Annotated in this window: 11 protein-coding genes; 9 read left to right on the forward strand and 2 right to left on the reverse strand. The window is 72.5% G+C overall.

Features of this window, described 5'->3' with window-relative positions; all coding sequences use genetic code 11:
- Nucleotides 1-1110: a D-alanine--D-alanine ligase family protein gene (locus tag EDF63_RS06695; protein ID WP_311316878.1), complete on the forward strand. Its 1110-nt coding sequence runs from the start codon at nucleotides 1-3 to the stop codon at nucleotides 1108-1110.
- An 84-nt stretch (nucleotides 1111-1194) separates the two neighbouring features.
- Here the strand turns inward: EDF63_RS06695 and EDF63_RS06700 are convergent, their stop codons facing one another.
- Complete coding sequence (locus EDF63_RS06700; RefSeq protein ID WP_123312270.1) at nucleotides 1195-1680, reverse strand: DUF3515 family protein; 486 nt, start codon at nucleotides 1678-1680, stop codon at nucleotides 1195-1197.
- 24 nt (nucleotides 1681-1704) lie between these two features.
- Between EDF63_RS06700 and thiL the strand changes: the two genes are divergently transcribed.
- Nucleotides 1705-2694, forward strand: coding sequence for a thiamine-phosphate kinase (gene thiL, locus EDF63_RS06705; RefSeq protein ID WP_123312271.1), 990 nt, complete (start codon nucleotides 1705-1707; stop codon nucleotides 2692-2694).
- A gap of 84 nt (nucleotides 2695-2778) precedes the next feature.
- On the opposite strand, the gene EDF63_RS06710 is transcribed toward thiL, so the two are convergent.
- On the reverse strand, nucleotides 2779-3342 hold the full coding sequence (locus EDF63_RS06710) for an RsmD family RNA methyltransferase (protein ID WP_123313067.1): 564 nt from the start codon (nucleotides 3340-3342) through the stop codon (nucleotides 2779-2781).
- A 95-nt stretch (nucleotides 3343-3437) separates the two neighbouring features.
- Between EDF63_RS06710 and EDF63_RS06715 the strand changes: the two genes are divergently transcribed.
- The 7 genes from EDF63_RS06715 to EDF63_RS06745 all read left to right on the forward strand — a co-directional run bounded on the left by EDF63_RS06715 (nucleotide 3438) and on the right by EDF63_RS06745 (nucleotide 12725).
- Nucleotides 3438-5657 (forward strand): ATP-dependent DNA helicase RecG, encoded by a 2220-nt coding sequence (locus tag EDF63_RS06715; RefSeq protein ID WP_123313068.1) that lies wholly within the window; start codon nucleotides 3438-3440, stop codon nucleotides 5655-5657.
- 43 nt (nucleotides 5658-5700) lie between these two features.
- Complete coding sequence (gene coaD / locus EDF63_RS06720; protein ID WP_123312272.1) at nucleotides 5701-6186, forward strand: pantetheine-phosphate adenylyltransferase; 486 nt, start codon at nucleotides 5701-5703, stop codon at nucleotides 6184-6186.
- A gap of 126 nt (nucleotides 6187-6312) precedes the next feature.
- Nucleotides 6313-6894, forward strand: a complete 582-nt coding sequence (locus EDF63_RS06725; RefSeq protein ID WP_123312273.1) for a DUF177 domain-containing protein — start codon at nucleotides 6313-6315, stop codon at nucleotides 6892-6894.
- A 55-nt stretch (nucleotides 6895-6949) separates the two neighbouring features.
- Entirely contained in the window at nucleotides 6950-7153 is a 204-nt protein-coding gene (rpmF, locus tag EDF63_RS06730; protein WP_017888273.1) for a 50S ribosomal protein L32, read from the forward strand.
- Nucleotides 7154-7166: 13 nt separating this feature from the next.
- Nucleotides 7167-7892, forward strand: a complete 726-nt coding sequence (gene rnc, locus EDF63_RS06735) for a ribonuclease III (RefSeq protein WP_260233002.1) — start codon at nucleotides 7167-7169, stop codon at nucleotides 7890-7892.
- A 4-nt stretch (nucleotides 7893-7896) separates the two neighbouring features.
- A complete protein-coding gene (gene mutM / locus EDF63_RS06740) occupies nucleotides 7897-8868 on the forward strand; it encodes a bifunctional DNA-formamidopyrimidine glycosylase/DNA-(apurinic or apyrimidinic site) lyase (protein WP_123312274.1) in 972 nt (323 codons plus the stop codon).
- 68 nt (nucleotides 8869-8936) lie between these two features.
- Nucleotides 8937-12725 (forward strand): AAA family ATPase, encoded by a 3789-nt coding sequence (locus EDF63_RS06745; protein ID WP_123312275.1) that lies wholly within the window; start codon nucleotides 8937-8939, stop codon nucleotides 12723-12725.
- Nucleotides 12726-12746: the final 21 nt, after the last annotated feature.

Genomic DNA, 12746 nt, shown 5'->3' on the forward strand with positions numbered 1-12746 from the left:
GTGCCCACGATCCCCGAGGGAACCGACGTTCCCACGACCACCGTCGCCGTCCTGTTCGGCGGACGCTCGAGCGAGCACGAGATCAGCTGCGTGACCGCCGGCGGCATCATGGACGTCGTCGACCGCACCGAGTACGAGATCGTGCCGATCGGCATCACGAAGGACGGCGCGTTCACGCTGCAGTCCGACGACCCCTCGCAGTGGGCGATCCGCGACGGCGCGCTGCCGACCGTTCCCGACAACGGCACGCGCGTGGCGTTCCCGACCTCGCCGGCGACGAACGAACTCGTCGTCTCGCACCCGGACGGCTCGGTCACGACCGTCGCCGTCGACGTGGTGTTCCCGATCCTGCACGGCCCGTTCGGCGAGGACGGCACGATCCAGGGCCTGCTCGAGATCGCGGGTCTGCCGTACGTCGGTGACGGCGTGCTCGCCAGTGCCCTGGCGATGGACAAGCACGTCGCGAAGGCCGTCCTCGAGCACGCCGGTCTGCGGGTCGCCCCGTGGACCACCGTGCTCCGCCGTGAGTGGGCTGCCGACCCGGTCGACGTCGCCGAGGCGATCGCGGCGCACGGCTGGCCATTGTTCGTGAAGCCCGCCCGTGCCGGTTCGAGCATGGGCGTCTCGCGCGTCGACGGCCCCGAGGGGCTCGGTGCCGCGATGGACCTGGCGTTCGAGCACGACTCCAAGGTGATCGTCGAACCCCGCGTCGTCGGCCGCGAGGTCGAGGTCGCCGTGCTCGAGGGCCGCGACGGCGTGCCGCGCACGAGTCTGCCGGGCGAGATCGTCGTGGCCGAGGACGGCTTCTACGACTTCGCGTCGAAGTACCTCGGTGGCGACGAGTCGCTGCTGTGCCCGGCGCCGCTCACCGAGGCGCAGACCGACGAGATCCGGTCGATCGGTGCCCGCGCGTTCGAGGCCATCGGCGGATCCGGGCTCGCCCGCGTCGACTGCTTCTTGACCGACGACGGCTTCGTCGTCAACGAGGTCAACACCATGCCCGGGTTCACCCCGCTGTCGATGTACCCGCGTTGCTGGGCGGCGTCGGGTGTGTCCTACGGCGAGCTGGTCACCGAGCTCATCGAGCTGGGGCGGGCCGCGGTCCGCTGACGTCCGACGGGGTCGGCCCGCGTCAGCCCTGCACGTCGGACGGGTCGAGGCACCGGGTTGGTCGGCGCTGCGGCGGCCTTCGGCTCAGCCCTGCACGTCGGACGGGTCGAGGCACTTGTGGCCGTCCTCCGGCAGCGTCGAAACCGCGGTCGCGAGGTCCTGCAGCACCGCGCTGCCGGTCTTCGACGTGTCGACGACCACCTGCACGGCGGGGGACCGTCCGAACGTCGTGTAGACGATCTGCTTCCCGCGGTCGTCGCGGATCCAGTCGACCGACCCGAGCGTGAAGCACGGCAGGTCGGACACCGTCGGCACGGCCACGCCGCAGTGGTACAGCGCGGCCTCGGGGTCGCCCCAGGCCGCGGTGGACTGCGCGTTGGTGTTCCGCAGGTCGTAGGTGGAGTCGACGGTCGCCGGTAACCGCACCTGCGCCGCCGCGCAGGCTGCTGCGTTCGCGGACGGTGCCGCGCGCATGCCGACGGCGTTCGTGCACCCGGTCAGCCCGGTGGCGAGGGCGATCACGACCCCCGCGATCGCGAGGGTGCGAGGGGTGCGGCGCGCGGTGTCCATCGCGGTCCAGGCTACCGTTCTCGTGTGGACGCGACGTACGACGCCTGGGCTGGACCGACCGTGGGGGAGCTCGGTGAACTGGCCGTCCTCGACCGCATCACGAGCCGCCTGCCGACCGGGTCGCCGCTCCTGGGGCCCGGCGACGACTGCGCGGTCGTGGCCGCTCCGGACGGCCGGTTCGTCGTGACGACGGACATGATGGTGCACGGCCCGGACTTCCGGTGGGCGTGGTCCTCGCCCGAGGACGTCGGTTGGAAGGCCGCCGCGACGAACCTCTCCGACGTCGCGGCGATGGGTGCGGCGCCGAGCGGTCTCGTGATCGCCCTCGCGGCGCCCCAGGAGACCCCGGTGGCGGTGCTCGAGGGCATCGCGGACGGCTTCCGCCTCGCGGTCGACGCCCTCGCACCCGGCTGCGGCGTGGTCGGCGGCGACCTGTCCACCTCGGCGACGTTCACGGTGGCGGTGACGGCGTTCGGCGACCTCGGCGGTAGCGCTCCGGTGCTCCGGTCGGGCGCCGGTGTGGGCGACGTCGTGGCGGTGTCCGGTGAGCTCGGTCGCGCCGCTCGCGGTCTCGCGCGGCTCTTCCGCGACGGCGTCGACCACCAGGGTGAGCCGGACCGTGCCGCGACGGTGGCGAGTGGTGCGGACGCCGATCCCGACGTCGACCGTCAGCGCCGTCCGGTGCCGCCGATCGCGGACGGACCCCGTGCCGCTGTGGCCGGGGCGACCGCGATGCTCGACCTGTCCGACGGCCTGGCGATCGACGCCGGGCGGCTCGCCCGAGCCAGCAGGGTGACCCTGTCGCTCGAGGTCGACCTCGACGAGGTCGCACTGCACGGCGGCGAGGACCACGGCCTGCTCGCGACCTTCCCCGCCGACGCTGCGCTGCCGGGTGGCTTCCGCCGCATCGGAGTCGTGCGGGACCGCGGCGACGCCGACCTGCTCCGCGCCGGGGCCCCGGTGCCGACGACCGGCTGGGACCCCTACGCCGACTGGGACGGCGCCGCCGGCTGACTCGCCCGGCTCGGTTGTCGACCCGGAACGACAGGATCGTCGTCGTGCGACGTCGATGGTGTCGTTCCGAGTCGTCTGCGCAGCTCAGCCGGCGGGGGTCACTGCCTCCCACGCCACGGTCTCGCCGTAGCTGCGCTTGCTGAAGGGCTCGAGCCCCGCGGGCCACGTCGGCTCGGGGGAGCGCTTGCTCCGCTCGACGACCACCACCGCACCGGCGGTCAACCGCGGCACCAGGGTCTCGAGCACCTCGGCGATCTCGTGTTCGGTCACGTCGTACGGCGGGTCGATGAAGACCAGGTCGAACGTGCGCACCGTCCCGCGCAGGTACCCGAGCACGGGCTGCGGCTGCACGTCGATCCGCACCCCGGGGATCCGCTGCTGCACGGCCTTCGCGTTCGCCCGGCACGCCTGCGCCGCCGCCGACGCGCGGTCGACCAGCACGACCTCGACCGCACCGCGCGACGCCGCTTCGAGCCCGAGGGCACCGGTACCGGCGTAGAGGTCCGCGACGGACGTGTCGTCGACGAGCCCACGGGCCTCGAGCGACGAGAACAGTGCCTCGCGCACCCGGTCGCTCGTCGGCCGGGTGCCGGACTTCGGCACCCGGAGCGTCGTGTTGCCGGCGGCGCCGGCGATGATGCGGGTCATGCAGCCACCGTAGCGGCCGGCGGTGCTGTCCACAGGCCGGACGGGAGGCACGTGGCACGTCGGTCGTGCCCGGTACCGTGGTGTCCGTGGTCACCATCGGAACCCCCGCTGCGCCGGCCGAGCCCGACCTCGGTCCGGCGCCCCTCGACGCGCGGCTCGCGAACGTGCTCGGTGGTCGGACCGCGTCCGCGATCGAGAAGGCCTTCGGCCACCGCACGGTGGGTGAGTTCCTCGAGCACGCACCCCGTCGCTACGCCGAGCGCGGGGCGCTGACGGCGCTCGACTCGCTGGCGATCGGCGAGCCGGTCACGATCGTCGCCGAGGTGGTCGACGTCCGCGAACGCACGATGCGTGCCCGGCGCGGATCGATCCTCGAAGCCAAGATCGGGGACGGCAAGGGGCTGCTCACCCTGACGTTCTTCAACCAGGGCTGGCGCACGAAGGACCTCGTGCCCGGTGCCCGCGGCATCTTCTCCGGCAAGGTCAGTGACTACCGCGGTGCCCGCCAGCTCGCCCACCCGGACTACGAGCTCTTCGACCCCGACGACCCCCGCGCCACGGCCGACCCCGGCTCGGACGAGGCGATCCGGTGGTCGCGCCAGCCGATCCCGATCTACCCGGCGACGGCGTCCCTCACCTCGTGGCAGATCGCGAAGTCGATGGGCATCGTCCTCGACACCCTGCCGGACCTGCCCGACCCGGTGCCGGCCTCGGCGCGCAGCCGGCTCGACCTCGTCCCGTTCCGCCGGGCGCTCGAGCTGCTGCACCGCCCCGAGAAGGTCGCCGACTTCAAGCGCGCGCAGGACGCCCTGCGCTACCGCGAGGCGTTCGTGCTGCAGACCGCCCTGGTGCAGCGCCGGATCCGCGCCCGACGCACCGCGGCGACCCCGCGGGTGGCGGCTCCCGGCGGCATCCTCGAGCGCTTCGACGCCACCCTGCCGTTCACCCTGACCGACGACCAGCGCGCCGTCGGTGCCGAGATCGACACCGACATCGCCCGCACGTGGCCGATGCACCGCCTGGTGCAGGGCGAGGTCGGTTCCGGCAAGACCCTCGTGGCCATCCGCGCGATGCTCACGGTGGCCGAGTCCGGTGGGCAGTCCGCCCTCATCGCCCCGACCGAGGTCCTGGCCGCGCAGCACCTCCGGTCCATCGTGAAGTTCCTCGGACCGGACCTCGCGGCCGAACTCCGTCCGGTGATCCTGACCGGGTCACAGTCCACCGACGAACGCCGGCGGGCACTGCTCGCCGCCGCATCGGGCAGTTCGCGCCTCGTGGTCGGCACCCACGCGTTGCTCGGCGACCGCGTCGACTTCGCCGAGCTCGGGCTCGTGGTGGTCGACGAGCAGCACCGCTTCGGCGTCGAGCAGCGTGAAGCGCTCCGGACCAAGGGTGCCACCCCGCCGCACGTCCTGGTGCTCACCGCCACCCCGATCCCACGCACCGTCGCGATGACGGTGTTCGGCGACCTCGACGTCTCGACGATCACGGGGCTGCCCTCCGGCCGAGCCGGCGTCGAGACGTTCACGGTCCCGCTCGCGGAGCATCCCGGGTGGGAGTCCCGCATCTGGTCGCGGATGGCCGAGGAGCTCGACAAGGGGCGCCAGGCCTTCGTGGTCTGTCCCGCCATCGACGACGCCCACGCCGAGGACGACGGCGAACCCGCGCCCGCCGAGTCCGAGGACGACGCCCCGAAGCGCGCACCGGCGACCGTGCTCGCCACCGCCGAGCGGATGCGCACGATGCCCGTGCTCGACGGCCGGCGGATCGCGGTGCTGCACGGCCGGATGACGGCGGAGGAGAAGGACCGCGTGATGACGTCCTTCGCTGCCGGCGACCTGGACGTCCTCGTCGCGACGACCGTCATCGAGGTCGGTGTCGACGTGCCGAACGCCGCGATGATGGCCGTGCTCGACGCCGATCGCTTCGGCGTCTCCCAGCTGCACCAGCTGCGCGGCCGCATCGGCCGTGGGCAGTGGGCGGGCGTCTGCCTGCTCGTCACCACCGCCGAGCTCGAGACGACCTCCCGCGAGCGCGTCGACGCGGTGTCCGCGTCCGACGACGGCTTCGAGCTGGCACGGGTCGACCTCGAGCTGCGGCGCGAGGGCGACGTGCTCGGCGAGCGACAGTCCGGTGGGCGGTCCTCGCTCAACCTGCTCCGGGTGGTCGAGCACGCCGACCTCATCGTGGACGCCCGGGGCGAAGCCGAACGGGTCCTCGACCCCGATCCCGAGCTCGAGGGGGCCCCGGCCCTGCGCGAGGCCCTGGCGCGGCGTCTCGACGAGTCCGACGCGGCGTTCCTCGGCAAGAACTGACCCGGGCCCGGACGCCCCGGCCCGGACCGGTATCGTCGCTGCCATGGCACAGATCGCGGTGGTCCCCGGTTCCTTCGACCCCGTCACGCTCGGGCACCTCGACGTCATCGGCCGCGCTGCCGGGCTGTTCGACGAGGTGCACGTGCTCGTGGTGCACAACCCGGACAAGAAGCCCGCGATGTTCGAGGCGGTCGACCGCGTCCGCCTCATCGAGGAGTCCCTGGTCGAGGTCGGCACGCCGGGCACCGTCCGTGTCGGGGAGTGGACCTCCGGGCTCCTCGTCGACTACTGCCGGCAGGTCGGGGCGAAGGTGCTCGTCAAGGGCGTGCGGTCCGGCGAGGACGTCGCGTACGAGACCCCGATGGCCATCATGAACCGGCACCTCGCCGACGTCGAGACCGTGTTCCTGCTGCCCGACGCCTCGCGCTCCCACGTGTCGAGCTCGCTCATCCGCCAGGTCTCGTCGCTCGGCGGCGACGTCACCCCCTACGTCCCGAAGGCCGTGGCCACGGCCCTCGCCGCACGCTGAGCCGAGCCGGAACCGCCGGAGCTGCGCGCCGAGCCGGATGCCCGGTCGTCCGACGCGCGGACACACCCCCGCCCGCCTCGACTCTCGGCCCCGTTCACGCTAGGGTTGACGATCGTGTCTTCCCACGTGAACAGCCCCTACGCCCTGCGCGTGCGCGACCTGGCGCACCGTCCGGGCGAGATGCGCGAGCACTCGCTCGACATCGTGGTGCCGGACGCGCTGGGTGCCGGTGTCATCGCGGTGCGCGAAGGTGCTCCGCTGCACATCGACCTGCGGCTCGAGGGCCTGCACGAGGGTGTCCTCGTGTCCGGTCACGCTTCGGCCGACGCGACGGGGGAGTGCTCGCGCTGCCTCATCGACATCAGCGAGCCCGTCGAGGTCGATTTCGCCGAGCTGTTCGCGTATGATGCCTCGGAGGATTTCGACTTCTTCGTTCGTGATGACCACGTGGACTGCGAACAGGTCGTTCGAGATGCGGTGGTGCTGGCGCTGCCGTTCCAGCCGGTCTGCCGACCGGACTGCCCAGGCCTCGACCCGGTGACGGGCGAGCGACTGGCCGACCTCGATGAGCAGCCCGTTCACGAGACCCTGGACCCGCGCTGGGCAGCCCTGACCGGAATCCAGCTCGAAGCTGCCGAGCGTGCCGCCCACGGCGACACCACCGACACGAAGACCACCGAGGGCGAGGAGCGGGCCGAGGCCGAGTAGGCCCCGACACCGCCAGCCCCCGTTCCGACCACCGACCAACCGAAAGAGATTCACCATGGCCGTTCCCAAGCGCAAGCAGTCCCGTGCGAACACGCACGCCCGTCGTTCGCAGTGGAAGGCCACGCCGATCCAGCTCGTCAAGACGATCGAGAACGGTCAGGTCACCTACAGCCTCCCGCACCGCGCGAAGGTCGTCGAGGACTCGGCCGGCACCCCCCTGTACATGGAGTACAAGGGCCGCAAGGTCGCCGACGTCTGATCGGACCGAACGCATGACGACGACGTCCGGCGCCACGGGGTCCCGCCCCGTGGGGCCGGACGTCGTTCGTCTGCAGGGCCAGCTCGGGGTCGACATCGACCTCGAGCTGCTCCAGCTCGCCCTGACCCACCGTTCGTACGCCTACGAGCACGGGGGCATCAAGCACAACGAGCGCCTCGAGTTCCTCGGCGACTCGATCCTCGGCCAGGCCGTGACCGTGAAGCTCTACCGGTCCTTCCCCGACCTCGACGAGGGTGACCTCGCGAAGCGTCGCGCCAGCCTCGTGTCGACGGTCGCGCTGGCCGAGATCGCCCGCATGATCGGGCTCGGCCAGTACCTGCGCCTCGGCAAGGGCGAGGAGCAGACCGGCGGCCGCGACAAGTCGTCGATCCTCGCCGACACCGTCGAGGCCGTCATCGGCGCCACCTACCTGTCCGCGGGCCCCGACCCGGCGACCGACCTGGTGCTCCGCCTGGTCGAACCGCTGATGATCGACCCGGACCGCTTCGGCGCCGCCATGGACCCGAAGACGAGCCTGCAGGAGCTCGCGTCGAGCCTGTCGCTCGGCAACCCGGCGTACCGCGTCACCGAGACCGGCCCGGACCACGACAAGACCTTCAGCGCGACCGTCGTCCTGCAGGGCGAGGACATCGCCGTCGGGACCGGATCGAGCAAGAAGGCCGCGGAGATGTCCGCGGCGCTCGACGCCTGGACCCGGCTGTCCGGCCGAGCGGCCTGACGACGTGCCCGAACTCCCCGAGGTCGAGGTCGTCCGCGCCGGCCTCGAACCCGCGGTCAGTGGCGCGCGGGTGCTGCACGTCGACGTCGTTGACGAGCGGGCACTCACCCGTCACGACGGCCCAGCCGAGGACTTCGCCGACCGCCTGACCGGCCGCACCATCGCCGCCGCGGTCCGTCGGGGCAAGTTCCTCTGGATGCCGTTGCAGCCGGAGCACGAGGGTGACCGGCCGGAGGCACTCGTCGCCCACCTCGGCATGAGCGGCCAGATCCTGCTCGGCCGTGGTCGACCGGCGGCGAAGCACCGACGGATCCGCATCGACGTGCAACCCGTCGGCACCGACCGCGACGGCACCGCCGAACCCGCGGTGGAGCTCGAGTTCGTCGACCAGCGCACCTTCGGCTCGATGGCGATCGACGCGATGGTGCCGACGGTGGACGGCGCCCCGGCCGGGTTCGCCGGACACGTCGACGCGTCCGACCCCGATGCGGTGTGGCGCCGGAGCGTGCCGCAGCAGGTGTCGCACATCGCCCGCGACCCGCTCGACCCCGCGTTCGACGACGACCGCTTCACCGCGATCGCCCGGAAGCGCTCGAGCGGCATCAAGCGGGTCCTGCTCGACCAGGGCGTCGTGAGCGGCATCGGGAACATCTACGCCGACGAGTCCCTCTGGGCCGCGAAGCTGCACTACGACCGGTCGGCCGAGCGGTTGACCCGTGCCGACCTCGCACGCCTGCTGCACGAGGTGCGCAGTGTCCTCCGGCGCGCGCTCGAGGACGGCGGGACGAGCTTCGACGCCCAGTACGTCAACGTCAACGGGCAGTCCGGGTACTTCTCGCAGCGGCTGAACGTGTACGGCCAGCAGGGGAAGCCCTGCCCACGCTGCGGCACGACGATCGTGCGCGAGGCCTTCATGAACCGGTCGAGCCACATCTGCCCCGTGTGCCAACCGCGCCCCCGTGCCCGGACGCGTTAGCCTGACGCCCAGCAGCACAGCCCAGCAGCGGCCCCGCCGCAGCACGCGTGAGCACACCCGGAGACCGCATGTACTTGAAGAGCCTGACCATCAAGGGGTTCAAGTCCTTCGCGCAGCCGACGACGTTCGCGTTCGAGCCGGGCGTCACCTGCATCGTCGGCCCGAACGGCTCCGGCAAGTCCAACGTCGTCGATGCCCTGGCCTGGGTGATGGGGGAGCAGGGGGCGAAGACCCTGCGCGGCGGCAAGATGGAGGACGTCATCTTCGCGGGGACCTCGACCCGTGGTCCGCTCGGTCGCGCCCAGGTGCTGCTGACGATCGACAACAGCGACGGCCTGCTGCCGATCGAGTACTCCGAGGTGACGATCGCCCGCACGCTGTTCCGGAACGGCGGCAGTGAGTACGCGATCAACGGCGAGAACTGCCGCCTCCTCGACGTGCAGGAGCTGCTGAGCGACACGGGCCTCGGCCGCGAGATGCACGTGATCGTCGGGCAGGGGCAGCTCGACAAGGTCCTGCACGCCACCCCGGAGGACCGCCGGGGCTTCATCGAGGAAGCCGCCGGCATCCTGAAGCACCGTCGCCGCAAGGAGAAGACCCTCCGCAAGCTCGACGCGATGCAGACGAACCTGACCCGCCTGTCCGATCTCGCCGGTGAGATCCGCCGCCAGCTGAAGCCGCTCGGACGCCAGGCCGAGGTCGCCCGCAAGGCGCAGTCCGTCGCCGCCGTCGCGCGGGACGCCAAGGCCCGCATCCTCGCCGACGACGTGGTCCGGCTGCGCCGCGAACTGCACGACCACCAGGAGGTCGAGGCGGGGCGCAAGTCCGAGCGCATCGTCCTGACCGAACGGCTCGACCAGACCCGGGTCCGCCAGCAGCACGTCGAGCAGAGCATGGTCGGCGACGACGTCGACCGCGCCCGGACGGTGGTGCACCGCCTGGAGAGCGTGCAGGAGCGGCTGCGCGGGCTGTCCAGCCTGGCGAACCAGCGGCTGATGTTCCTGGCGCAGCAGGCCGACGCCCCGCAGCAGGGACCCTCGATCACCCCGGAGCGCGTGGCCGGTGTCCGCGCCGAGGCCGACCGGCTCGCTGCCCGCGCCGACCAGATGCAGGGCGGCTCCGCCGAGACCGCCCGCGCGGTGCAGGACGCCCGTGACGCGCTCGACGCCCTCGACGAACGCATCGCCGCGCAGGCCGCACGTGTGTCGCAGCACGACCTCGAGGCGCAGCGGCTCGCGAACGCCGTCGACGTCGCCCGGTCGAAGCGCGGGTCCACGGTGGCGGACCGCGAGCGTCGACAGCGAGCCCTCGCCGAGGCCGGCGACCGCGCCGAGCGTGCGACCGCAGCCCTCGCCGAGCTCGGCACCGATCCGTCCGAGGGCGTCGACGACGAAGCCCTCGCCACCACGCTCCAGGCGGCTCGTGAGCAACTGGAGGCCGCACAGACAATCCGCGACGAGCAGCGCGACCGCCTGCACACCCTCGAGCGGGAACGGGACGCCCTCGACGCCCGGGTCGCAGCGCTCGGCATGTCGATCGACGTCCGCGACGGTTCCCAGGCGCTCATCGACGCCGGACGCGCGGGCATCGTCGGTCGTCTCGCAGATGCGCTGACGGTGACGCCCGGGTTCGAGGGCGCCGTCGCGATCGCCCTCGACGGCCTCGCCGACGCCGTCCTCGCCGACGACCGGACCGTCGCGCTCGACGCGGTCGCGCACGCCAGGTCCGCGGACATCGGCCGCATCGACGTCGTCGTCGCGGACGCCCAGGACGGCCCCACCGACCTGCCGGAGCACTTGCCCGCGGGCGTCCGTCGAGCGGTCGACGTCGTGCAGGGCCCGCCCGCTCTCGCCGCGATCCTGCGGAACACCCTGATCGCGGACACCGCCGAGCGCGCCGACGAGGACCGCGACGAGCACGCGGACACGGTCGACCTGGAGGCCGTGCTCGCCGCCGCCCCGCAGGCGACGGTGGTCACCCGGTCTGGTGACCTCGTCCGCGCCGTCCGCGTCACCGGCGGCGGGGAGCGCGTGACCTCGCGGATCGAGCTCGTCGCGGAGCGCGACGACGCCGTGACGCGACGCGACGCCATCGCGACGGACGCCGAGGACGCAGCCACGCGCCTCCAGGCCGCACGCACCGCCGTCGAGGACGCACGCCGCCGCGCGGACGAGGCCGACGCGGCGTCCCGCGCGCACGCCAAGGCGACGGCCGAGTACGACCGGGCCAGCGCCTCGACGCGGGCGAAGGCCGAGAACGCGGCGGCCGAGGTGGAGCGCCTGCGTGCCGCCCTCGCCGAGACCGACGGTGCCGTCGAAGCCGTCGACGCCGCCCTGGCGGAGGCCGAGGCGGCGCACCGGGCGTTCACCGAGCAGGAGCGGCCCGTCGTCGACGCCTCCGAGCGTCCGGGACTGCAGGACGCGCTCGAGGCCGCACGTGCCGCCGAGGTCGAGCAGCGCATCCAGGTGCAGACCGTGCGCGAGCGCGTCCGCGCCGAACGACACCGTGCCGACCAGCTCGAACGCCAGCTCGAGGCCGAGCGTGCGGCGGCGGAGGAGGCAGCCCGTCGTGCGGTCATCCGTCGCGGGCAGATCGAGACCGCCGAAGCCGTGCTCGCCGACCTGCCGGGTGTGCTCGGTGCCGTCGACCGTTCCCTGGCCGAGGCGCGCGTGCAGCTCGCGACCGAGGAGTCCGAGCGGTCCAAGCGCAACACCGAGCTGCAGGCGATCCGGAACGAGGAGCGCGAACTCCGCGACCGGTTGCAGACCATCACCGACGGCGTGCACTCGCTCGAGATGGAGATCTACGAGAAGAAGCTGCACGTGTCGGGTGTCCTCGACCGCGCCCTGAGCGACCTCGGGCTGACCGAGGCCGTGCTCGTCGCCGAGTACGGGCCGACCGTGCCGGTGCCGGTCGACGTGCTGGTGGACCCGCGGGTCCTCGCACGGAAGCACCGCGACGCCGAGCGCGCAGCGGCTGCTGCAGCGTCCGAGCAGCCCCTCGACGCACCCGGAGAGGACGTCGACGTCGATGCCGACGCCGACCTCGACACCAGCCCCGGGGACGACACCGTCGCGCTCGTCGACGCCGAATCGACGTTGCCCGGCGGCCCCGCCCTGCCCGAGTTCGACGTCACCGACGAGGTCGACCCCGACGACGTCGAGACCGTGCCCTACGTCCGCGCCGAGCAGGAGCGCCGCCTGCAGGCCGCCGAGCGCGACCTCGGCCGGCTCGGCAAGGTGAACCCGCTCGCCCTCGAGGAGTTCCAGGCCCTGGAGCAGCGGCACGCCTTCCTCGCCGAGCAGCTCGAGGACCTGCAGAAGACCCGCACCGACCTGATGACGATCATCGACGAGCTCGACACGAAGATGCAGACGATCTTCGAGTCGGCCTTCAACGACACGAAGGACGCCTTCGACGTCATCTTCCCGATCCTGTTCCCGGGCGGCTCGGGCTCCATCAACCTGACCGACCCGACCGACCTGCTCGGCACCGGGATCGACGTGCAGGTGAAGCCCGCCGGCAAGAAGATCGACCGACTGACCCTGCTGTCGGGCGGCGAGCGGTCCCTGGCTGCGGTGGCGCTTCTCGTCGCGATCTTCACCGCGCGGCCGTCGCCGTTCTACATCATGGACGAGGTCGAGGCCGCCCTCGACGACGCGAACCTCGGTCGGCTGCTGACGGTGTTCGAGCGGCTCCGCGAGTCGTCGCAGCTCATCGTCATCACGCACCAGAAGCGCACGATGGAGATCGCGGACGCCCTGTACGGGGTGTCGATGCGGCAGGACGGCGTGTCCGCCGTCGTCGGCCAGCGGGTGCAGAAGCGCGAGCCCGCCGACGCGGTCGCGGTCGCGTAGCCACGCTGGTCGCAGTCGCGC

Source organism: Curtobacterium sp. JUb34 (assembly GCF_003755065.1).
Taxonomy (GTDB): domain Bacteria; phylum Actinomycetota; class Actinomycetes; order Actinomycetales; family Microbacteriaceae; genus Curtobacterium.

Excerpts from the sequence above, each read along its gene's own strand:
- EDF63_RS06700 (WP_123312270.1), bottom strand. The coding sequence starts at position 1,680 with ATGGACACCGCGCGCCGCACCCCTCGCACCCTCGCGATCGCGGGGGTC.
- EDF63_RS06710 (WP_123313067.1), bottom strand. The coding sequence starts at position 3,342 with ATGACCCGCATCATCGCCGGCGCCGCCGGCAACACGACGCTCCGGGTG.
- coaD (WP_123312272.1), top strand. The coding sequence starts at position 5,701 with ATGGCACAGATCGCGGTGGTCCCCGGTTCCTTCGACCCCGTCACGCTC.
- rpmF (WP_017888273.1), top strand. The coding sequence starts at position 6,950 with ATGGCCGTTCCCAAGCGCAAGCAGTCCCGTGCGAACACGCACGCCCGT.
- rnc (WP_260233002.1), top strand. The coding sequence starts at position 7,167 with ATGACGACGACGTCCGGCGCCACGGGGTCCCGCCCCGTGGGGCCGGAC.
- EDF63_RS06745 (WP_123312275.1), top strand. The coding sequence starts at position 8,937 with ATGTACTTGAAGAGCCTGACCATCAAGGGGTTCAAGTCCTTCGCGCAG.